The following is a 21,468-nucleotide window of genomic DNA, read 5'->3' on the forward strand; positions in this document are numbered from 1 at the left end:
TGAAGATAGCAATCGTCTGAACCTGGAAGTGCGGAGATTTCTAACCAAAGTAGGCGCGGCTTTGGACAGCTTTGTCGCGTTAAAGAAGCAGCGTTTCCTCCGAAGGCCTAGGTATAAGCCGACAGACCTGCGCGGCGGGAAGAAGGGCTTTAGATCGTCTGATTGTACTCGCCGACTTCCGGATGCGTGCGCAGCACACCGTCCACCATCTCGAACATGTCGCGCATGCGCTGTTGGGAGACCGGACTCTCGACCACGACGACGAGCTCGGGCTTGTTCGAGGATGCGCGCACCAGTCCCCAGCTGCCGTCCTCGACCGTGACGCGCACGCCGTTGACGGTGACGAGGTCCCGGATGGCCTGGCCGCCGATCTTGGCGCCCTTGGCCTGCAAGCCCTCAAAATGCTTCACCACGGCGTCGATGACGCCATACTTGGTCTCGTCGGCACAATGCGGCGACATGGTCGGCGACGACCAGGTCTTGGGCAGCGCGTTCTTCAGGTCGGCCATCGACTTGCCGGGGGCGCGATCGAGCATGTCGCAAATCGCGATCGCCGAGACCAGGCCGTCGTCGTAGCCGCGGCCATAGGGCTTGTTGAAGAAGAAGTGGCCAGACTTCTCGAAGCCGGCGAGCGCACCGGTCTCGTTGGTGCGGCGCTTCATGTAGGAATGGCCGGTCTTCCAATAGGCGGTCTTGGCGCCTTGCTTCTGCAAGACGGGATCGGTGATGAACAGGCCAGTGGACTTCACATCGACGATGAACCGCGCGTCCTTGTGGATCGCCGACATGTCGCGTGCCAGCATCACGCCGACCTTGTCGGCGAAGATCTCCTCACCGGTGTTGTCGACGACGCCGCAGCGGTCGCCGTCGCCGTCGAAACCGAGGCCGACATCGGCCTTGTGATGCAGCACCGCGTCGCGGATCGCGTGCAGCATCTCCATGTCTTCTGGATTCGGATTGCATTTCGGGAAGGTGTGGTCGAGCTCGGTGTCGAGCGGAATCACCTCGCACCCGATCGCCTCCAGCACCTGCGGCGCGAAAGCGCCGGCCGTGCCGTTGCCGCAGGCCGCGACGACGTTGAGCTTGCGTTTGAGCTTCGGGCGGTTCGTGAGGTCGGCGATATAGCGCGCCGGATAATTCTCGTGGAACCGGTAGGAGCCGCCGGCCTTGTTCTTGAAATCGGCATTGAGCACGATCTCCTTCAGCCGCGTCATCTCGTCGGGGCCGAAGGTCAGCGGACGGTTGGCGCCCATCTTCACGCCGGTCCAGCCATTATCATTGTGCGAGGCCGTGACCATGGCAACAGCGGGCACGTCGAGATCGAACTGCGCGAAATAGGCCATCGGCGTCACCGCAAGGCCGATGTCGTGCACCTTGCAGCCGGCCGCCATCAGGCCGGAGATCAGCGCATATTTGATCGAGGCCGAATAGCCGCGGAAATCATGGCCGGTGACGATCTCTTGCTTGACGCCGAGCTCGGCGATCAGCGCGCCCAGTCCCATGCCGAGCGCCTGTACCCCCATCAGGTTGATTTCCTTCTGGAACAACCACCGCGCGTCGTATTCGCGAACGCCGGTCGGCTTCACCATCGGCTCGGATTCGAAGCCGTAGGTGTTGGGCAACAAGACGGATTTTGGCTTGGGAAACATTGAGACGGTCTCGTTAAAGGCCAAGAATTGCCGGGGGTGATTGCGAATGCTTTGCCCGATGGCTCGTCAGCATCATGTAATAAGATAAAGCTTCATAGGCCCAGCCCGCGGCTTTCCATCTTCAAAAACGTGGAAACCGACGATCCCGCGTGGGGCGAGCTAGAGCGGTTTCCAGTTGAGGTGAATCGGAACAGTCAAAGGGGATTCCCACGGGCACGCAAATCAGATTCGGTGTTGCCCGCGACAACATGCGGGGCATGCGATGGCGAAGGGATACTCCAAGGACCTCAGGGTGCGTGCGGTTGAGCTTGTTGAGTCCGGCGAAAGCGCACGTGAGGCTGCGCGCATTCTCAATCTCGGCGCTTCGACTACGATCCGATGGATGGATCGTTGGAGGAAGACCGGAAACGTTGAGGCCAAGCCCGGCACCGGGCACAGCCGCTCGCCGTTGGAGCAGCACAAGCAGTGGCTGATCGAGCTGATCGCCGCGGAGCCGGACCTGACGCTCGAGGAGATCCGCGCGCGTCTGCGCTCTCAGAGAAAGCAAAAGGCCGGCATCGGTTCGATCTGGCGTTTCTTCGACCGTCACAGCATCACCTTCAAAAAAAACACTGCACGCCGCCGAGCAGGATCGACCTGACGTCGCTGCCGAGCGTGCCGCGCTGAAAGCCGAGCAGCCCAAGCTGCGTGCACCGCGCCTCATCTTTATCGACGAGACTGCGGTCACGACGAAGATGGTCCGGCACTATGGGCGCTCTCCTCGCGGTGAGCGCCTCGTCTCTGGCGTGCCCCATGGTCACTGGAAGACGCTGACGCTTGTCGCCGCGCTGCGCATCGATGGCCTCACGGCGCCCTATGTCATCGACGGTGCAATGGATGGGCCCTCGTTCCTGGCTTATGTCGAGCAAGTCCTGGCGCCGACCTTGCGCAAGGGCGACATCGTCTTCATGGACAACTTGCGCACTCACAAGATCGCCGGTGTCCGCGAGGCGATCGAGGCTGTCGGCGCCCGCGTGCGTTATCTGCCGGCCTACTCGCCCGACCTCAATCCAATCGAACAGGCCTTCTCCCGGTTGAAAGCTGCGCTGCGCAAAGGCGCCACCCGCACGGTCCAAGCCCTGCTCAAACTCATCGGCAAACTCGTCAAGTCGTTTGCGCCGCAGATGTGTGCCAACTACTTTAGGCATGCTGGATACACCAGATGATCCACATCATGTGGAAAATGCTCTAGTGTACCGCGGCGGCAGCTTTAAGTTTGCCAAGGCGGTAACAATCGAGACAACAGAGAGACCAGCTCAGCCTGCCGCCTGGTCCCTGTCCGTAAAAAGACCGCCTTGAGATGGTTGCGCGCGGTCCCGGACGAAATGTTCATATCAAGGGCGATTTCTTCCAGAGACTTTCCCGCCACCAACAGCGATGCGAGTCGAGCCTGAGCGGGCGTCAATCCAAAGATCGCCATCACGGAAGTCTGCGAGACACGGGGTATTTCGTTCAGATCGGTCAAGATCAGAAGAGCACCCACATCCTGGAAGGGAAGATCACTTGCGCCGTCCCAGCCTTGCACGATGGCGTCGATGACGATCGGCCAGCGCTGACTCCGAGCGACCACTGCTTGAAGGGTGGTGCGGCCCGGTTTGCTGGATAGAATCCGGATCTGTGTGATCAGTCGGTCCAGCCTCAACCGCGACTGAGCGTCCGCTGCAAACAGACGCGTTCCCTTCACCGAGAGGTCGTCATCCAAGAGCTTGGAGGCGTTGTCGTTGACGGCGGTCACAAAGCCGTTCCGATCGATTAGAATCGCAGGCCGCCCCAACAGATCAAGCGCACCAAACATACCGGGTGGTTCCCCACGAGCGATGCGCAGTTCACTCGGGCAAAACAATGCTCCCTTCAGACCGGCCCCCGTTCCCTCGTCAATCTCAAGCATGGCAATAGTTCAAGAAATGCATCTCGCTAAAAACCAGCCAACTATGCATCAACTTATAGCTGCGTGCGTCAAAGTGGACAGTCCCATTTGGGATAGGTTTCACATCAATTTCTAAAAGTGTCCGGCTGCATGATTGCGCCACGGAGTTTTTTTGGCGCGATGGAAAACGCCCTTCCTCTGACGTTCGATTTGAGCGCACATTGCGATGGCAATTCATACGCAAGTGAAAACCGAACTCATCAGCAAGAAGAGAGTCATTCAGTTTACAGTCTGGCATCTGCACACATCACGCGTAGTTCCTCGCTTTCGCGCTGAATTTCATCGTCGTATGGTTCATTTATGGGGCAGGCTGCTCGCTCAAGCCGTAAAGCCCCTCAAGGTAAGTGAACCCCCGCGCGATTGCTGCGCTTCAGTGCCACGCCGCTCAAATTTGGATCGGAGGAGCCGATCCGTCCGGCATATTCAAAACGAACGACAACATAGCCGAAACGAGCGCATCCATGGCGTAACGCCTCCTCAGACAGACGTCTTTCGACATCTTCGCGCTGAAGCCCGACGATTGGTGTTTCAAGAAAACGGCGGTAACGGTGAATGCGGTTGCGGTGGGGGCGCATGGGCGCGAGAGTTTCGCCGATCATCTCTGTCACGCGGCATTCAAAGTCATATTTCTGCTCGTTGACCGAGCGCCAGGCTGTATGTCCGAGGTGTTCCGGCATACTGACGGACATTTCTTCTGCAAAATCATCTCCCAATGTCAATTGAAGGCGCACCAGTTTCGTACGTCATGTACAAAGAAGACGGCAAGAGGTCGGGTCAGCAACAACGCCAGACATCGCAGAAACGAACACCCACAGTCCGTTCTCGACGTAACGGGATGCTGCATCCAAAGAAGCGCCTGTCGGCTGTTCAAAAGTGCGCGTCCCGTTCGTCCTCGCTGGTGCTATCGGCCGCAAAGGGCCTTCCGCCGGTTACTCCAAGAGTTCACCGATCGCATAGAGTCACAAGCGCGGCCTCTTCACTTAAGGCGTCGCGGCACTCTGACGAGCGTTACGTGAATGCCGCCCGATGCCAATCTCCAGGAACGGCATGTCGCGCCATGGTGTGCGTGGGGAAAATACGCACATTTTGCGTGTTCTATCTCAAATGGGACTAGCTGGGGCTGGCTCGAGTTCGCTATTCGTCGATCAAGGCGACGCTCGTTTTCAGGAGCCGCTGCTGATCGGACTTGACCAGAAATAGACAACTCCGCCCATCGATTGTCATCAAGCGGCGCCACGCAAATGTCACGAGCGTCGGCTCGCAACGGCATCCATGCAATTGCAATCCGGGTGCGTCTAGGCCGTTTCCAATCGGGCGACCTTGGCGCGCCTTATCGGTGCGCGCGTCGGCTGTTCGTTGGGCTGCATGAGCACGGCAGACCGAACCGATCGCCTGTCATTTCGAGTGTGTTCTTCTTATACGAGCGCGAGCTCGAGCAAGCATGAAAAAGTATGAGGATTCTCCATCTCTATAAGACCCATCTTCCAGATACATATGGCGGGATACCCCAGTTCATCGACCAGCTCGCGCGAGGCGTTGCCCGGCGCGGTCACACCGTCGATGTTCTTTTTCCAAGCCGCCAGCGACCATTGCACGCCTCCAAGCTCGCCAATTACATGAGCCATCCGGTGCCCTTGCACCTTGAACTAGCGTCGACCACGATTTCGCTTTCTCTATTCAAGAAGTTCACGGAACTAGCTGGCCATGCGGACATCATTCACTATCATTTCCCTTGGCCGCTTATGGATCTCGTGCATCTGACGGCCCTCGCATCCAAGCCTTCAATCGTTACCTATCATTCGGATGTCGTTCGCCAACGTGCGGGGCTATGGCTCTATCGTCCGCTGATGAAGCGCTTTCTCGACAGCGTCGATCGTATCGTTGCCACATCGCCTAACTATTGTGCTACAAGCGAAACCTTGCGGAATTACGCTTCGAAGACGCGCTCGATCCCGATCGGGGTCGACCAGTCAACTTATCCGCAGCCGACTGCCGATGTAATTGAGAAATGGCGCGCTCGCGTCGGCGATCAATTCTTCCTCTTCGTTGGCGGTTTGCGATACTACAAGGGGCTTCACATCCTGTTGGAAGCCGTCAAGGGGACGGATATTCCAGTCGTCATCGTGGGGACAGGGCCCGTCGAGCGCAGATTGCATGAGCAAGCCAAAAGGCACGACCTCTCGAATGTCAAACTGCTCGGTGAGGTGTCGGATGAGGACAAGGCCGCTCTCCTGACGCTGTGCCACGCCTTCGTTTTCCCGTCCCATCTGCGATCGGAAGCGTTTGGGATCTCGCTTCTGGAGGGAGCCATGTACGGCAAGCCGATGATCTCGGCAGAGATCGGCACTGGAACGAGCTTCGTTAATATCGACCGACAGACGGGACTCGTCGTCCGCCCATCGGATGCAAATGCCCTAAGGGGGGCGATGACATACCTTGCTGAGAACCCACTAGCGGGCAAGCGTATGGGGCAAAATGCTCGTCGGCGATATGAGACGCTTTTTACAGCGGATCTCATGGTGCAGCGATATCTCGACCTCTACGACGAGATGCTTTGCGAAAGAAATGAAGGCGAAGGCCGCGCTCAGGCGTAAAGCGGATAGACTGTCTGCGGCGCCAACTTGCGTGAATTACCGGCGATTGCCGAACGTCGCCAGCAGCGCCTTCCACCACACCGCATAAGGTCGTGCGAGCCACCATTTCACGGGCAGGCTGCCATGATGCCGGCGGACAACGCGCATCGCTTCAGCATAATGAGCCGCGCGGTTGTTGCGCGTCTTGGTATCCGCATGAAGACGGTTCACAGCTAAGACCCGCGGCACATGAACGAGCGGCCCAAAACGGCGGTAGAGCCGCCACCAGAGATCGTAATCCAGCGCGAAGTGGAGGGTTGGATCGAGCCCTCCCAGCGCGTCCCAGGCGGAACGTCGGATGAGTGTTCCCGGCTGGGAGATAATGCAACGCAGCCTTAAATAGCGCTCGCTAAACGGCTGCACCCATACGGGGCGTTTGGCGCCTCGTGCATCGAGGTTCAGGGCCTCTCCATAAGCGGCGGGGGCGATGGGATTTTCATCCAACGCGTTGATGAGCGCGCGCAGGCTACCAGGCTCAAGCTTGTCGTCACTGTTCAGCCAGCTGACATATGGCGCCGTGCCGTGTTGCATACCCTCATTAATTGCTGCGGCTTGGCCGCCGTCGGGTGCACTACGCCAAAATGCCAGACGTCCGCTCCAGCGGCGAAGGATCGCAAGTGAGATGTCGGTCGAACCGCCATCCATGACAATGATCTCGGTCGGGACATCCTGAATAGCGATAGATTGCAGGGCGTCCTCCAGATAGCAGCCTTGATTGAGCGAGGGAACCACCACCGTGACTTCCGGTGGTGCCTTTCCCATCATCTGGTTGGCGGAATGTCCTGGTGCGACCGTCATCTCACGAGCGCTTGTAATCGTCCTCGAGGCGGATGATGTCGTCCTCGCCAAGATAGCTTCCGGTCTGGACCTCGATCAGCTCGAGCAGGATCTTGCCCGGGTTGGCCATGCGGTGGACGGCGCCCATCGGGACATAGATCGATTCATTTTCATGAACGAGCGTCTCCCTATCATCGATCGTCACGAGCGCAATGCCCCGCACAACAACCCAATGCTCGGCGCGGTGATGATGCTGCTGCAACGACAACCGGCCTCCGGGCGTCACCACGATGCGCTTGACCTGATGGCGATCACCGATATCAAGCGACTGATATGATCCCCAGGGCCGGTCGACTCTGAGGTGGTTTTCGGCGAGCTGCGGTGCAGCCTTTCGAACCGAGCCGACAAGGCGTTTCATCGCACCCGGCTGTCGATTGCGCGACACCAGAACGGCGTCCTCCGTCGCCACAACGACGAGATCTTCAACCCCTTCGAGGGCCACCAAGGCGTTCTCGGCGCTAACCGTGCAGTTCCTTGAGTCTTCGAAGATTGCTTTGCCTTTTGCGACGTTGCCGTCGCCGTCTTTGGACGATAACTCCCAGACCGCTCGCCACGAACCGACATCCGACCAGCCCCAGTCCACCTCAACAACGGCGGCGCGGGAAGTCTTCTCCATGACGGCATAGTCGATGGAAATAGCCCGCGCGCCCTTGAACGAGGCCGCATCAAGAGCAAGGAAACCGAGATCGGCCGTAACGTTCGTGACTGCTGACGTAACTGCCGCCACCGTGTCGGCATCGAACTGCGCATATTCGGTAAGCAGTGCATCGGCCCGAAACATGAAGTTTCCAGAGTTCCAAAGATAGCCCGCCGAAACGTATTTGGCGGCAAGCTCTGCGTCGGGTTTCTCCACGAACTTGGCGGCTTTTCTGATGTCGGCCGCGATCCTCTCGCCGGGCTGGATGTACCCGTATTCAGTCGAGGGCCCCTCCGGCGTAACGCCGAATGTGAGAATAAACTCGTCCCGTGCCGCGTCAAGCGCGCTGCGGCAGGAGAGGGCGAAAGCGGAAGGATCTTGCACAGCGTGATCGGCGGCAAGCGCCAGAACGACGGACCTCTCATTTCGCATACGGGCAAAGGCCGAACCCGCAAGCATGGCCGGCCCGGAATCGCGACGCGCAGGCTCGAGCAGCACGTCGGCGTCAACGCCAAGTGCTGAAAGCTGCTCGCGTACGATGAACCGATAGGCTGCGTTGGTGATAATAATAGGCTTATCAAACAGCGAAGGATCGACAACTCGCTTTATCGTCTCTTGGAATGACGAATGCGAACCGAAAAGGTTGAGGAACTGCTTCGGCCGACTATCACGCGATGCGGGCCATAGACGTGTTCCTGCACCACCGCACAGAACCAAGGGCACAATCAATCCGCTCATTTCCCGCTTCAATGCCTCCGTCCAAACAATTTGTCGTTCAACAGTCACTAGCGTTGCCGGTCGTGTCGCCCACGATCGTTTCGTCGATCGGCAGGGCAACGATGTATTGCTCCCCGCAGAATCCTTCGCGGACGAACGCGCCTCCTGAGATCCAAGGCGCGCCTCGCGCACGGATAAGGCCTCGCGTCGGCGCTGGAACCGAGCAAGTGACTTCCACAACCAAAAGGACGCTGTCGCGAACGGGAGCTCGCGCGACCATATCGTTCTGAAATGCTCGCAGCCAGAAGACACACGTCCCCAGCTGTACCCGTTCTGCCGACAGCAAACCTTGCGCCAACCTTTAGCGGCAAGGAAACGAACGAACAGTCCCATTTGGGATATGGCTGAGCGGATTTTCTTTGGGTAGGTGAAGAGCACCTTCGGCACACGAACGGCCGGCAGGATTATCTGCTGAACGACGATCGTTACGCGCGCGCTCTTGATGTCCATAGAATTCTTTACTCATGATGCCTATCAGCGGCACAACAGGAGGCGGCAAGAGCATCTTGCCAGCCTGTTGCTGCCGATTGCCGGCCGGACGGTCCTTGAGCTCGGCGCGGGCGTGGGCGATCACACGAGCTTCTTTATCGATCGCGGTTGCAAAATTACTGCAACCGACGCGCGGGAGGAGAATCTGGTTCATCTTCGCACGCGATTCCCGACGGTTTCGGCCCGCGTGGTGGATGTCGAACGCGACTTCCCGGCCGATTTGATCGCGCACGATATCGTCTATGCCTATGGGGTCTTATACCATCTCTCAGAACCGCTCTCCGCATTGAAGCGAATTGCATCTTTGACCAAAGAGATGCTTTTGCTCGAAACCTGCGTCTCCTTCGGGACCGAAGAGTCGATCAACGAGGTCGTCGAGGACGAGAACGATCCAACTCAGGCCGCGAACGGCGTCGGCTGCCGGCCAACCCGCGACTTGATATTCAATTCTCTGAAGCGCCTCTTTCCTTGTGTGTACGTGCCGCGCACGCAGCCTTGGCACGAGGAATTCCCGACTAATTGGCTCGAGCCTGCGCCAGCCAATGCGACCAGGCTGTATCGCAGCGTGTTCGTTGCATCCCGCACGCCACTGACGACCGCGATGCTCGCGGAGCGCCTGCTCAGTATCCAGACGAAGGAATAGGGATATGGCGCAGACGTTGTGGCTTGGCTTCATGCTGACGCGACGGGACCTGTCGCAGCGCTATCGTGGCACGGTCCTTGGCGCCTTATGGCCGTTTCTCTACGCGGGCCTTCTCCTATCGATGTTTACGTTCGTCTTTTCGCTCGTGCTCAACGTGCGGTGGTCGGCGGGCACGGATGGGCGCCCCAACGAGGGCGCGCTGATGATCTTTGCCGGGCTGGTCCCGTACCTCTTTATAGCGGAGGTGATGACTCGCTCTGCGTCGTGCATCACATCGGCAACGAACTTTGTGAAGAGAGTTCGCTTTCCTCTTGCCCTGCTTCCAGTGGTCGCCGTCAACAGCGCGCTCGTACTGGCCGCGATCAACGCGCTTATTCTCGTTGCCGCCGTCGGCGTGATCTGGGGCGCTGTGCCTCCGACTGCTTTGGCGTTGCCGCTGATATTCCTGCCCTTGGCCGCGATCGGACTGGGTCTCGCGTTCCTTTTCGCGACCTTGGGCGTGTTCTTTAGAGACCTGTCGCAGTTAAGTCCCCTGCTCGCGCAACTGCTCATGTTTCTGGCGCCAGTCTGTTATCCAGCTTCCGCAGTTCCGGCGGCGTTCACCACTGCGGTCGAGCTTAATCCAGTCACGTGGTTTGTGACGGCGTTCAGAAATCTCGTTCTTGATGGTGAGATGATGGCGGCGGGCGAGTGGGCGATCCACTCCGCAGGCTGCATCCTGTTCGCGCTCGCGACCTTCGCCTTTTTCCAGCGCACCCGACGCTCATTCGCCGACCTGCTATGAGCAACGCCGTGTCCGATCTGAGACAGGATTATCTGGCTGCGCTCGCCGCGCTGTTCGGACGCTTCATTGACGACTACACGGTCGTGGATGTCGGCGCGCACGGAGCCGGAGAGGCGGATGTTTACGCGCCTTTGCTTGCCCGGAAGGGCGCGATGGCTATCGGCTTCGAGCCCGATGGTCAGGAGTGCGCCCGGCTTAACGAGGCCTGGTCGGGCAAGCGCCGGTTTTATCCGTATGCGGTCGCCGACGGCGCCCAGGCGACGTTTCATGCCTGCCGGGCCCCCCTCACATCATCCCTGCTGCTCCCCAATACCGAACTGATTGGCCAGTTCGAGGGGCTGGCGGAGATGTGTGAGGTGACGGAGGAAAGGTGGATTTCGACGGTCCGCCTCGACGATATCGAGGAAGTCGCGTCAGCCGACTTTCTGAAGATTGACATCCAGGGCGGAACGCTTCTCGCGCTCCAAAATGCGGGGCGGCTGCTTGAGCGAGCTCTCGTGGTGCATGCCGAGACCGAGTTTGTCCAGATCTACCGCGATCAGCCCTTGTTCTCCGAATGCGAGACTTTTCTGCGCCAGCACGAGTTCATGTTCCATCATTTCCATAACCTCGAAGGCCGACGCATGACCCACGGCAGATACGCCGTCGGGCGCGCCCCATCGCAAACGCTATGGGCAGATGCCGTCTTTGTCCCGTCTCTGCAACGGCTCGATCAGCTATCGGATCGAGGGCTCGCGCGCCTCGCCTGGACCATGGAGGTGGTCTACGGCGCTTCGGATATGGCGATGGCTTGCTTGCTGCGCTGCCGAGACGCCGAAGCCGCTGAGCTTGCGCCGAGGTTTCGCTCTCTGTTGGCAGCGCATGGGGGGCTGGAATGAACATCCTCGCTGACGTCAGCGCCGCTAAGGACGGCGCGCGGCTGCCCATCGTGCGCGCACAGGCGCTCGGTAAACGATATCATCTGCATCGCGGGCCCGGACATCTATTGGCGCACGCCGTGTTCGGGTCGTTGCTGAAGGAGCCGCCAGCCTATGTGGCGCTCGAGAATGTAAGCTTCGATCTTTTGCCCGGCGATGCGTTGGCTGTCATCGGACGCAATGGCGCCGGCAAGAGCACGCTACTGCAGATTCTCGCAGGCGTGCTCAAGCCGACCAGCGGTTCGGCGCTGACATCGGGCCGTATCGCCGGCTTGCTTGAGCTTGGTAGCGGCTTCAATCCGGAATTTTCCGGACGGGAGAACGTGTTCATCAACGGCGCTATCCTCGGCCTGACGGAACGCCAGATTCGCGGTCGAATTGACGACATCATCACGTTCGCCGAGATCGGCGATTACATTGATCGGCCGGTCAAGACCTACTCGAGCGGGATGTTCTTGCGCCTGGCCTTTAGCGTCGCGATCCATGCAGAGCCGGATCTTCTGCTGGTCGACGAGGCGCTTGCTGTTGGGGACGTGTTCTTTCAACAGAAATGCTATGCGCGACTGAACGAACTGCGCAAGCGCGGGATGACGGTTCTGCTGGTTACGCACTCGATGGCGGACGCCGCGGAGTTCTGCAATCGGGGTATGGTTCTTTCGCAGGGACGCAAGGTCTTCGAAGGCCGAGGCAAGGAAGCAGTCGAGTACTATTTCCATCACGAATTCGGAACGCCCACCGGCCGAGGGACAGAGCGGTCGCCTGAAGTGCACGAGCAGAGCCTTTCGGGCAGTCCTGTCGCAGCCTCCGGTCCCAAGCAAGAGTGGGACCCGTTTGAGGCCAATCCGAAGGAAATCCTCGATCTTAGCCTGACCGAGCAATTCGGAGTGCCATCGGCAAAGGCGGTCAAGGCGCTTATCGCGGACCGCGAGGGCAAGGCGCGCCGTGTCTTTCAACAAGGCGAGTGGTTGCGGGTCTATATCGAGTTTCTCGTGCAGCAGCCGGTTGAGTTTCCTCTGGTCGGTGTGCAGCTGATCAACGTCAAGGGCGTCCTGGTGCACGGCCGCAATTCATTGCAGTTCGACGCGCCTCCGCCCGCGATTGACCGTGTGGGTACGATCCTTCGCTGCGTCCACGACATCAAGCTCGATATCGATGTCGGCGAATATACGCTCGAAGCCGGGCTTGCCGAGTTGCCGAAGGCGCTGTTCAGCAGGCGCCAGACCAGTGCTCCCTCGGAGATAGCGCCTCACATCCAGCTGCTGTCTCATGTCAGCCGGCTGGCAGCCATATCTGTGATCCATCGCCATCAGGGCGATCCTTGCCTGTTCAGCCATTATGGCGTTGCCGACCTTCCGAGCGAACAGCAGCTGTCTCTCCTGCCCGAGGCTGCGCGCACCGAATGATCTCCTACAGCCAAAACTTCGAAGACGTGCTGCTTGCCAGACTGTTCCAGGGGCAGTCGATTGGATTCTACATCGATGTGGGAGCCTGGGATCCGACACGTCATTCGGTAACGAGGCATTTCTACGACCAGGGCTGGACAGGCGTAAACATCGAGCCTGTTCAGCGGCAGTTCCAACTGTTCGTTGGAGAACGAGCGCGAGACAAAAATCTCAACGTTGCGGTGGCCGACTCCGCCGGACGGGTGCGGTTTTACGAGTGCAGCGAGCTCACGTCTCTCTCGACCGCAAATGAAACCCAGGCCGAAGAGCTCCGCCGCTCCGGATACACCGTCGTCGACTACGAAGTGCCCGTGGTGACGCTGCAGGAGGTGATCGCCGATTGCGGGGATCGGATTATCGATTTCCTCAAGATCGATGTCGAAGGGTTTGAAGCAGCGGTGCTGCGCGGCATTGACTTGAGGAAGCGTCGGCCTCGAGTGCTTGTCATTGAAGCGACGCTGCCGTCGGTCCAGATCAAGAATTGGGACGAGGCCGATAGCATTCGGAACTGGGACGACTGGGAGCCAGCTGTGCTTGCAGCTGACTACGAGCTTGCTTGGTATGACGGACTCAGCCGCTTCTATGTCAGGAAAGAGGATGCAAGTCTCCGAAAACGGCTGTTCCTCCCCCCTTGCGTTCACGACGGGTTCGAGCTCGCGGAAGTTCACGATCTCAAACGTACCCATCAGGTGCTGCTGAAGGAGCGGGAGGACGTGCTCGACGCCAACCGGCGCCTTGAGCATGAGCTGCATGCGGTCGAAAGCGATCGGACCGCAAAGACCCGCGTTCTTGAACAAGTCGAACGCGAGCTTGCCGAACTGAAAAGCAGCCAGCTGGCGCTGACCAAGGAACGCGAAGACGTACTGAGCGCCAATCGACGTCTTGAAGATGAGCTTCGTGCCGTGGAAGGCGATCGGGCCGAAAAGGCGCGGGTTCTTGAGCAGATCGAAGGAGAGCTTGCCGAGCTTAAGAGCAACGAATTGGCGCTGACGAAGGAACGTGAAGACGTTTTGGCGGTGAATGAACGGCTGGTGCGCGAATTGCGGGCGGTTGAAGAAGACCGCGCCGCTAAGGCTGCCAGTCTCGCGTCGATCACTGCAGAAATGTCCGAGCTTAGAAAAAGCCGCGAGCAATTGCTTGAAGAGCGCGAGAATGTGCTCAACGTCAACAAGGATCTCGAAAGCAACCTCCGATCGGTCGAGGCGGATCAAGCCAACAAGGCCGATGTGATCGCAAGGCTCGCGCGGCATGTTACCGAACTGACGGGCGAGCAAGAGGTTCTGGCCCAAGAACGCGATAACCTCGTGAGCGCCAATGCACATCTGGCAAGTGAGTTGCGCGTCGTTGACGCGGACCGGACCGAAAAGAAAGGCGCCCTCGAGCGCCTTGTTGCCGAACTTGCTGAGGTCACGGCCGACCGGCAGGCCCTTCTGGAGGCCCGCGACACCGTCCAGGCCGATCTGGACGCCGCCGAGGCGGATCGGGCGGAAAAGTCGCAAGCTATCGATCGCCTGAGCACCGATCTCGAGCTTGCCTCCGTCGAGAACGCCATTCAGTCCCATAAGCTGGTCGCCAAGGACCAGGTGCTCGAACTCGCGGCTCTTCGGGAACTCAGAGGAAAGGCGGTGCTGAGAGGCCTCGCCGACCTGCAGTTGCGCCGCAAACCCGGTCCTCCAGGTTATGGCGACTACTTTCCCTCCGAGGCGCCGGGGGGCGGCTTGCATGTGGCGGTCGACACGCTTGAGATTGTCTTTGGCGTCTCCGGCGGCGTCGAGACCTACATGAAGATGCTGACCAGCGCTCTGTTGGAGAGCGGCCGGCGGGTCACCTTGATTTGCTTGCCGGATCAGTTGCCGGCATTGCGCAAGCTGTTTGGGACCAGAGTCAGCTACTTCGTCATGCGCCGAAGTCTCGCCGTCGGCCTAGCGATCGATGTGCCCAATCGCCTTTTCGGTCATCGCCGCCGATTGAGTGCCGGGTCCTCGATGGCAACGTTCTCCCGGCTTCGAGAGGATATCGGTGTGGACGTGCTCCATAGTCCGGTTCAGATCTTCTCACTGCTTGATTTCCGCATTCCATCGGTCCTGAACCTTCACGATCTTCAGCACCTGCATTTTCCCGAGAACTTCCTGCCTAGCGATATTGAAGCCCGCAATAGGCTGTATAGGCGGTCTGCATCGTTAGCGGATGCAATCGTTGTATCGTCCGACTTCGTTCGGAATGATCTCGTGACCCAGATGCAGGTGCCGCCCGCCAAGGTGTTCACCGTGCCCGTCACCTGGGATCCCCGCGTGATCGCCGGGCTTAGCGCCTTCAGCGTTGAGGATGCTATAGCGCAGTATAAGCTGCCATCTCGTTACGTGGTCTATCCAGCTCAGTTCTGGCCGCACAAAAATCACGCCAGACTCGTGCAAGCGTTGCGCATCGTGCGTGACAAGCGCCCGAATGCCGATTTGAAGCTGGTCTTCACGGGCTACCGCGGGCATTCCGGCTGGCCGGCCGTGAAAGCCACGATCGAAAAGCTCGGCCTTGGCCCGCATGTCATGTGTCTCGACCACGTCCCTGTCGATCATCTTGCCGCGATTTATAAGGGCGCTCTCTATTGCGTAATGCCCTCGACATTCGAAGCCTCGAGCTATCCCGTCATCGAGGCTCAGGTGCTCGGCGTGCCTGCGATGTGCTCGAACGTAACCTCACTGCCCGAACTGATGCAGGGCGGCGCGGGCTTACTGTTCGATCCGTTCGATGTCGAGGATATCGCGGCAAAGATGCTGCAGTGGCTCGATGATCCCGACGATGGCCGGGCTCATGCCGAGCGGGCGCAAGCGAAAGCTGGCCGGGATCATGGCATCCAACAATATGTGACGGGTCTGGCGGAGGCGTACGACTATGCCCGCCGGGACCCAAGCAAGCGAACCAACAACAGCGCGGCAGCTATGCCCGGATGAGCTCGTGGCGTTTTGGGCGAGTTGTGCGCGCGGTTTTTCGTTGAACAATGACTTTAGAAGCAGATTGTATGAACATACGATACCAAGTCTCCAAGCCGGTGTTGTGCGGAAACGAGCGCCGTTACGTCATCGACGCCATCGATTCCGGCTGGATTTCCAGCACCGGCTCGTATCTCCAGAAGTTTGAGCACGCGATCGCAAAAACGCTGGAGGTCGATGAGTGCCTTTCGGCCAGTAACGGAACGACAGCGCTGCACCTGGCCTGTCTTGCTCTTGGATTGCGCGCCGGTGAAGAGGTTATCGTTCCCTCACTTACTTATGTCGCTTCGGCAAACGCTGTTCGGTACTGCGGCGCAACCCCGGTATTTGCGGATTGCGATCTGACAACCTGGAATGCGACGGCCGAATTCATCAAGAAAGCATGGACGCCGCGCTCCGTGGGCGTCATGGCCGTGCATCTGTATGGAATGCCGACAGACATCGCGCAAATTGCGGAACTATGCCGCGACCGCGGTGTCTGGCTGATTGAGGATTGCGCCGAAAGCCTGGGCGCAAAAGTGTTCGGAAAACCGACCGGCAATTTTGGCGACGCCTCGACGTTCAGCTTCTATGGCAACAAGACCATTTCGACCGGCGAGGGCGGCGCCCTCTATGTCCGCGATCCTGCACGTCGGCGCCACGCGAGGATCTTGCGCGGCCAAGGCATGGATCTTGAGCGCAGGTACTGGCACCCCATCATAGGCTACAACTATCGCATGACCAACATTGCGGGCGCAATCGGTCTCGGGCAGATCGAGATGCTCGACTTTCATCTGGCCGAACGCCGCCGGATTGCGGGGCGATACCGGGAACGGCTTCGTCCGCTCGCGTCCGATGGCTTGGTGCAGTTGCCAGCGCAGCTCAAAGGCTATGAGGGGACATACTGGCTATTCTCGGCAGTGCTGAGGGGCGGCGGCGAAGAGCGCCGGGAGGCCATCATGCGCCAGCTCGCCCGGGATTACGGCATCGAGACGCGCCCGTTCTTCGTGCCCATGCATCGCTTGCCCATGTATGCGTCCGGACAGTCGTTTCCGAATACGGAATTCCTGGCAGCGCACGGGATCAATTTTCCGACCTACACCGGGCTTCGCGACGACGAGATTGACGAGATTTGCACGGCGATCACGCATGTCGTGCGCGGCACGGCCTGACATGTATGATATCGGACCACAACAATGAATGATCTCGAGCGCAGCCTCGCATTCACCCCGAAACCAGAACAGATCGCGCATGTCCGGAACTTGCCGCGCGCCGAGCTGCCGAGCTTTGCGGTGGTCGTCCCCTCCTTCAATCAGGCGAACTTCCTGCGCGAGACGATCGACTCCGTGCTCGCGCAAGATTATCCGAATCTCGAAATCTTTGTGGCCGATGGTGGATCAACTGACGGATCCGTCGCTATCCTCGAAGAATACGCGCAATCTCGACCCGGCGTTCTCAGGTATGACAGCCGACCGGATGGGGGACATCACCACGGGGTCAACAAAGGCATTGCGAATACGAAAGGTGAAATAATCGCCTGGATCAACTCGGATGATGTCTATCTGGCCGACACGTTCTGGAAGGTAGCTACCTTCTTTCACTATAATCAAATGGCGATGGTCGTATACGGCCGCAATCGGTACGCGGACCGAGAGCTTAAGCCCGTCATCGATTATCCAGTCGATTGGAGTCCGCTGATCTCCGAGCAACGCCGGCGCATGATGCATTTTTGCCTCGTGCCGCAGCCATCGCTGTTCTTCAAACGAATAGCCACCACGCTCTGTGGCGCTCTCAACTCCAAAATTCTCGACTATGAACTCTGGATGCGATGGCAGGAGAATGTGCCGTTCTACTTTTGCGACGACTACTTTTCTTTGTCGCGTCTGCATGATGACGCCATCACCGCCAATGCAGATCGAAGGCTCTTGAGCGGGATTTGCGAGGCCGTCCATCAATATTACGGCGTCGTGCCGTTTAGCTGGGCGTTCAAATACGCATACACCCTCGAACATGGCGCGGCGTGGGCGCGGGGCGCAGCACCTCCTGCCGGGCGCAAGGTTCAGCTGATGGCCCGCTGGTACTGGATGAGCATGAATATGCGCTGGGCCCCCCGCCTTGCGTGGCGGTCCCTGCGCAGCTTCAGGACGTGGGCGGCGCAGGGTCGCCGCATAGCCGCTTAAGGAGATGTGGCGATGGCAAAGGCAGAGATCCCCATTACGGTCGTTGTCCCATCATACAATCAGGGCCGCTTCATCGATGAGACAATAGCCAGTCTCCTCGATCAGGAATATCCGGATCTGACTATCCTCGTGATGGATGGCGGATCGACGGACGACACCGTCGATCGCCTGAAGCGCTATGGCGAGCGGATCAGCTGGATCAGCGAGCGGGATTTCGGTCAGTCTGACGCGATTGCCAAGGGGTTTGCGCGAGCGCCCGATGGCTGGATCACCTGGCTCAACTCCGACGATGTCCAAAGCAATCGCGCGCTTTGGGCGGTCAATGAGGTTGTGGCGCGCGATCCAGACGCCGAGGTCGTGGTTGGGCAAGGCCACTATATGGACGAGGACGGCAGCAATCCGCGGCCTTACCCGACGATTGAGGTCGGTCCGAAGGTCGATGTGGCGCGCCAGATGTTCGAGAAGGGCTATCTTGCGCAGCCCTCGAGTTTTTTCCGCAAGTCGGCTTACACGAAGATTGGTGGAATAAACCGTGCGCTGCGGTTCTGCATGGATTACGATTTGTGGACGCGTTTTGCGCTCGCAGGCTGTCGCTTTGCTGCGTGCGATGTCGACATTTCCGGAAACCGCTGGTATGCGACGACCAAGTCAGCGGGGCAGACGCTCGAACTTCTGGCGGAAGTCGCGGCAGTGCAGGTCAAGCATTTCGGCCGGGTCTCGCCGTATTTCGTGCAGGCGATCAGTGACAATCTCTACCAGACACTGCACGGCAATCAGCACGGCGATAGGCACCATGTGATGTATCGCCTGCTTTATTTCAAATCGGTTTGGCTCTGGTTTAACATACGCCAACCGGCTCACTGCCTCCGTGGCCTCTTCAAGGAGACGATTGCAAAATCGGGCCCTCTTGTTGGAGACAGGCTGACATATTCTGATTGCTGGCGTGGTCTGCGCAAGGCGGTCGGCTCGTCCAAGGTCGTGGCATGAGCGTAAGCGTTGAAATTCTCGATCCGCGCCCGGGCCATGTCACGCTGCTGGCGGAGCTGTTCGCGATCATCGCCGCCGATCCGAGCAGCCGACGTTTCCATCCGCATCCGTTTACGCAAGCGGAGGCCGCCCGCATCTGCAGCTATCACGGGAACGACCGGTATATTGTGCTTCGTGTTGACGACCGCTTCTTGGGCTATGGGTTACTGCGCGGGTGGGACGAAGGCTTCGCCGTGCCGAGCCTCGGCATTTACGTCGCGCCCGAACTCCGAGGGCGCGGAGCATCAAGGCTTTTGATGAAACATCTCCAACTGGTTGCGCGACTTTCGGGCGCAAAGCAGATTCGCCTGAAGGTCTATCCCGACAATATTGCAGCCCACAAATTGTATCTGTCGCTCGGCTACCGCTTTTCCGAGTTGCTTGAAGCGGGTCAGCTTGTCGGAACTCTCGAGCTCTAGCACGAGGCTTCGCGCGCGCTATCGAGAGTTTCAGTCCAATGCCCATGGTATCAGAGTTGAAGACGATCCTTCGTCAGGTGAGCGGATTTCGGCTTGGTCAGCTCCACGCCTATCCGCCGCGACCCATCACGGCACCTGAGGCGGGGCTCGACTATATAAGCCCGCTCTCCATCTCCATCGTCACGCCGGTATTGAACCAGGCGTCGTTTATCGCCCAGACCATCGAGAGCGTGCTCAGCCAGAATGTCACGCCGCTGGAATACATCGTCATGGATGGAGGCTCGACGGACGGTACCACCGAAACCGTCGCCCTCTATCGCAAGTATTTGAGCCATTTCGAAAGCGAAAAGGATAACGGGCAGTCGGACGCTCTCAATCGAGGATTCGCCCTCACATCCGGCGACATCCTGGGCTGGATCAACGGCGACGATTTTCTTCTTCCAGGCGCGCTCCGGTTCGTCGCTCGCTTCTTCGCCGCGCATCCCGACATAGACGTGATCTATGGCGACCGCATTGTCGTCGACGCTGGCGGCAGAGAGATCGGCCGCTGGATGCTTCCACGTCATTCAGGCCGGATTCTCTCCTGGGTCGATTACATTCCCCAAGAGACGGTCTTCTGGCGGCGAAGTTTATGGGAGCGCGTTGGTTCGCATCTGGACGAAACATTTGACTTTGCGATGGACTGGGACTTGCTCGTCCGTTTCCGCGAATGCGGAGCGCGCTTCTGCCATCTGCCAAGGTTTATCGGCGCCTTTCGCGCGCATTCCGCCCAAAAGACAACGGCTCAGGAGGATCTTGGCGTGGCCGAGATGAACAGAATTCGCGAGCGTTGTCTGGGCTATGTACCGTCCCAAGGACAGCTGAGACTTGCCGTGCTCCCTTATGTAATGCGGCATCTCGGCCGCGAGTGGCGCTCGCGTCTTATGGGAAACGAAGAGGCAAGGTCGGGGCCGTCGCGCAGGTAGAAGCCGCACGGGCGTAAGAGTCGAAGTTAAAGTAAAAAAGGACTGCTAACCGCATGAAAAAGGCACTGATCACGGGCGTCACTGGCCAGGATGGCGCGTACCTCGCCGAGCTGCTGCTCTCGAAGGGCTACGAAGTCCATGGCATCAAGCGCCGGACTTCGCTGTTCAACACTGATCGCATCGACCACCTCTATCAGGATCCCCACGAGAAGAATCGCCACTTCATTCTCCACCATGGCGATATGACCGACTCGTCTTCTCTCGTGCGTATCGTTCAGCAGGTGCAGCCCGATGAAATCTACAATTTGGCCGCCCAAAGTCATGTCGCCGTGAGCTTCGAGGAGCCGGAATACACGGCAAACTCCGACGCGCTGGGAACGCTGCGCGTGCTCGAGGCCATCCGGATTCTGGGGCTGGAAAAAAAGACGCGCTTTTATCAGGCCAGTACCTCCGAGCTCTATGGGCTTGTTCAGGAGATCCCGCAGCGGGAAACGACCCCCTTCTATCCGCGCAGCCCTTATGCCGTGGCGAAGCTCTATGCTTACTGGATTACGGTGAACTATCGCGAAGCTTATGGGGTGTATGCCTGCAACGGCATTCTTTTTAATCATGAGAGTCCGATCCGGGGCGAGACATTCGTCACGCGCAAGATCACGCGCGGTCTGGCTCGCATCAAGCTCGGTCTGCAGGATTGCCTCTATCTGGGCAACCTCGATGCCAAGCGCGATTGGGGGCATGCGAAAGACTACGTCGAAATGCAGTGGATGATGCTTCAGCAGGACAAGCCGGAAGACTTCGTCATTGCGACGGGCGTTCAATACAGCGTGCGTCAGTTCGTCGAGACCGCAGCGCACCACATCGACTTGCCGGTCCATTGGAAGGGTGAAGGTGTGAATGAGCGAGGCTACGATGCCGCCGGTAACTGCATTGTCGCGGTGGACCCTCGCTATTTCCGGCCCACCGAAGTGGAAACATTGTTGGGCGACCCCACGAAGGCAAAAGAAAAGCTGGGCTGGGAGCCAAAGATCACCTTCAAGGAGCTCGTGAAGGAAATGATCGAACAGGACTTGAAGGCGGCGCAGCGGGATGCACTGATCAGACGGCACGGGTTTAGCGCATTCGATTATCACGAGTAGCG

General features: G+C 58.8%; 18 protein-coding genes. 13 read left to right on the top strand and 5 right to left on the bottom strand.

The annotated features are described in order from the left end of the window. Positions 1-149: 149 nt before the first annotated feature. Positions 150-1,649 carry a phosphomannomutase/phosphoglucomutase gene (locus ACVIHF_RS02190; RefSeq protein ID WP_456791487.1) on the bottom strand — a complete coding sequence of 500 codons (1,500 nt, stop codon included), beginning with the start codon at positions 1,647-1,649 and terminating at the stop codon, positions 150-152. A 262-nt stretch (positions 1,650-1,911) separates the two neighbouring features. Between ACVIHF_RS02190 and ACVIHF_RS02195 the strand changes: the two genes are divergently transcribed. Beyond that, a protein-coding gene (locus ACVIHF_RS02195; protein ID WP_141343507.1) for an IS630 family transposase occupies positions 1,912-2,854 on the top strand; the annotation gives its coding sequence in 2 pieces (ribosomal slippage) (positions 1,912-2,250 and positions 2,252-2,854; 942 coding nt in all). Positions 2,855-2,898: 44 nt separating this feature from the next. Here the strand turns inward: ACVIHF_RS02195 and ACVIHF_RS02200 are convergent. Both ACVIHF_RS02200 and ACVIHF_RS02205 read right to left on the bottom strand, forming a co-directional pair. Continuing rightward, positions 2,899-3,576: a helix-turn-helix transcriptional regulator gene (locus tag ACVIHF_RS02200; RefSeq protein WP_456791488.1), complete on the bottom strand. Its 678-nt coding sequence runs from the start codon at positions 3,574-3,576 to the stop codon at positions 2,899-2,901. A gap of 374 nt (positions 3,577-3,950) precedes the next feature. Next, on the bottom strand, positions 3,951-4,346 hold the full coding sequence (locus ACVIHF_RS02205) for a hypothetical protein (RefSeq protein WP_253610343.1): 396 nt from the start codon (positions 4,344-4,346) through the stop codon (positions 3,951-3,953). Positions 4,347-5,066: 720 nt separating this feature from the next. Between ACVIHF_RS02205 and ACVIHF_RS02210 the strand changes: the two genes are divergently transcribed. Next, a complete protein-coding gene (locus tag ACVIHF_RS02210) occupies positions 5,067-6,209 on the top strand; it encodes a glycosyltransferase family 4 protein (protein WP_253610344.1) in 1,143 nt (380 codons plus the stop codon). A gap of 36 nt (positions 6,210-6,245) precedes the next feature. Here the strand turns inward: ACVIHF_RS02210 and ACVIHF_RS02215 are convergent, their stop codons facing one another. Both ACVIHF_RS02215 and ACVIHF_RS02220 read right to left on the bottom strand, forming a co-directional pair. Then, the gene (locus ACVIHF_RS02215) at positions 6,246-7,046 is read right to left on the bottom strand and encodes a glycosyltransferase family 2 protein (RefSeq protein ID WP_253610345.1); all 801 of its coding nucleotides are present in this window, start codon (positions 7,044-7,046) and stop codon (positions 6,246-6,248) included. A 1-nt stretch (position 7,047) separates the two neighbouring features. Further along, a complete protein-coding gene (locus ACVIHF_RS02220) occupies positions 7,048-8,460 on the bottom strand; it encodes a mannose-1-phosphate guanylyltransferase/mannose-6-phosphate isomerase (RefSeq protein ID WP_456791505.1) in 1,413 nt (470 codons plus the stop codon). Between the two features lie 481 nt (positions 8,461-8,941). On the opposite strand from ACVIHF_RS02220, the gene ACVIHF_RS02225 reads away from it, so the two are divergent. From ACVIHF_RS02225 to gmd, 11 genes are all read left to right on the top strand, one after another. Continuing rightward, complete coding sequence (locus ACVIHF_RS02225; RefSeq protein WP_253610346.1) at positions 8,942-9,631, top strand: class I SAM-dependent methyltransferase; 690 nt, start codon at positions 8,942-8,944, stop codon at positions 9,629-9,631. A gap of 4 nt (positions 9,632-9,635) precedes the next feature. After that, entirely contained in the window at positions 9,636-10,415 is a 780-nt protein-coding gene (locus ACVIHF_RS02230; protein WP_253610347.1) for an ABC transporter permease, read from the top strand. Positions 10,416-10,423: 8 nt separating this feature from the next. Continuing rightward, positions 10,424-11,293, top strand: a complete 870-nt coding sequence (locus ACVIHF_RS02235) for an FkbM family methyltransferase (protein ID WP_253610348.1) — start codon at positions 10,424-10,426, stop codon at positions 11,291-11,293. Then, the gene (locus tag ACVIHF_RS02240; protein WP_253610349.1) at positions 11,290-12,735 is read left to right on the top strand and encodes an ABC transporter ATP-binding protein; all 1,446 of its coding nucleotides are present in this window, start codon (positions 11,290-11,292) and stop codon (positions 12,733-12,735) included. The genes ACVIHF_RS02235 and ACVIHF_RS02240 overlap by 4 nt, the downstream gene beginning before the upstream one ends. Beyond that, positions 12,732-15,722 carry an FkbM family methyltransferase gene (locus ACVIHF_RS02245; protein ID WP_456791489.1) on the top strand — a complete coding sequence of 997 codons (2,991 nt, stop codon included), beginning with the start codon at positions 12,732-12,734 and terminating at the stop codon, positions 15,720-15,722. The genes ACVIHF_RS02240 and ACVIHF_RS02245 overlap by 4 nt, the downstream gene beginning before the upstream one ends. Positions 15,723-15,790: 68 nt before the next feature. Then, entirely contained in the window at positions 15,791-16,912 is a 1,122-nt protein-coding gene (locus tag ACVIHF_RS02250) for a DegT/DnrJ/EryC1/StrS family aminotransferase (protein ID WP_253610351.1), read from the top strand. 24 nt (positions 16,913-16,936) lie between these two features. Continuing rightward, positions 16,937-17,920 carry a glycosyltransferase gene (locus ACVIHF_RS02255; protein WP_253610352.1) on the top strand — a complete coding sequence of 328 codons (984 nt, stop codon included), beginning with the start codon at positions 16,937-16,939 and terminating at the stop codon, positions 17,918-17,920. Positions 17,921-17,932: 12 nt separating this feature from the next. Continuing rightward, positions 17,933-18,907: a glycosyltransferase family 2 protein gene (locus ACVIHF_RS02260; RefSeq protein ID WP_253610353.1), complete on the top strand. Its 975-nt coding sequence runs from the start codon at positions 17,933-17,935 to the stop codon at positions 18,905-18,907. Beyond that, positions 18,904-19,365 (top strand): GNAT family N-acetyltransferase, encoded by a 462-nt coding sequence (locus ACVIHF_RS02265; RefSeq protein ID WP_253610354.1) that lies wholly within the window; start codon positions 18,904-18,906, stop codon positions 19,363-19,365. The genes ACVIHF_RS02260 and ACVIHF_RS02265 overlap by 4 nt, the downstream gene beginning before the upstream one ends. Before the next feature lie 56 nt (positions 19,366-19,421). Next, positions 19,422-20,330 carry a glycosyltransferase family 2 protein gene (locus ACVIHF_RS02270; protein WP_253610355.1) on the top strand — a complete coding sequence of 303 codons (909 nt, stop codon included), beginning with the start codon at positions 19,422-19,424 and terminating at the stop codon, positions 20,328-20,330. Between the two features lie 53 nt (positions 20,331-20,383). Further along, a complete protein-coding gene (gene gmd / locus ACVIHF_RS02275) occupies positions 20,384-21,466 on the top strand; it encodes a GDP-mannose 4,6-dehydratase (RefSeq protein WP_253610356.1) in 1,083 nt (360 codons plus the stop codon). The last annotated feature ends 2 nt before the right edge of the window (positions 21,467-21,468 follow it).

Source organism: Bradyrhizobium sp. USDA 4506 (assembly GCF_054058795.1).

Bases quoted from the DNA above. Each gene is read 5' to 3' on its own strand.
- ACVIHF_RS02220 (WP_456791505.1), bottom strand. From the start codon at position 8,460: ATGAGCGGATTGATTGTGCCCTTGGTTCTGTGCGGTGGTGCAGGAACA.
- ACVIHF_RS02215 (WP_253610345.1), bottom strand. From the start codon at position 7,046: ATGACGGTCGCACCAGGACATTCCGCCAACCAGATGATGGGAAAGGCA.
- ACVIHF_RS02245 (WP_456791489.1), top strand. From the start codon at position 12,732: ATGATCTCCTACAGCCAAAACTTCGAAGACGTGCTGCTTGCCAGACTG.
- ACVIHF_RS02265 (WP_253610354.1), top strand. From the start codon at position 18,904: ATGAGCGTAAGCGTTGAAATTCTCGATCCGCGCCCGGGCCATGTCACG.
- ACVIHF_RS02255 (WP_253610352.1), top strand. From the start codon at position 16,937: ATGAATGATCTCGAGCGCAGCCTCGCATTCACCCCGAAACCAGAACAG.
- gmd (WP_253610356.1), top strand. From the start codon at position 20,384: ATGAAAAAGGCACTGATCACGGGCGTCACTGGCCAGGATGGCGCGTAC.
- ACVIHF_RS02225 (WP_253610346.1), top strand. From the start codon at position 8,942: ATGTCCATAGAATTCTTTACTCATGATGCCTATCAGCGGCACAACAGG.
- ACVIHF_RS02190 (WP_456791487.1), bottom strand. From the start codon at position 1,649: ATGTTTCCCAAGCCAAAATCCGTCTTGTTGCCCAACACCTACGGCTTC.
- ACVIHF_RS02240 (WP_253610349.1), top strand. From the start codon at position 11,290: ATGAACATCCTCGCTGACGTCAGCGCCGCTAAGGACGGCGCGCGGCTG.
- ACVIHF_RS02250 (WP_253610351.1), top strand. From the start codon at position 15,791: ATGAACATACGATACCAAGTCTCCAAGCCGGTGTTGTGCGGAAACGAG.
- ACVIHF_RS02200 (WP_456791488.1), bottom strand. From the start codon at position 3,576: ATGCTTGAGATTGACGAGGGAACGGGGGCCGGTCTGAAGGGAGCATTG.
- ACVIHF_RS02260 (WP_253610353.1), top strand. From the start codon at position 17,933: ATGGCAAAGGCAGAGATCCCCATTACGGTCGTTGTCCCATCATACAAT.
- ACVIHF_RS02210 (WP_253610344.1), top strand. From the start codon at position 5,067: ATGAGGATTCTCCATCTCTATAAGACCCATCTTCCAGATACATATGGC.
- ACVIHF_RS02230 (WP_253610347.1), top strand. From the start codon at position 9,636: ATGGCGCAGACGTTGTGGCTTGGCTTCATGCTGACGCGACGGGACCTG.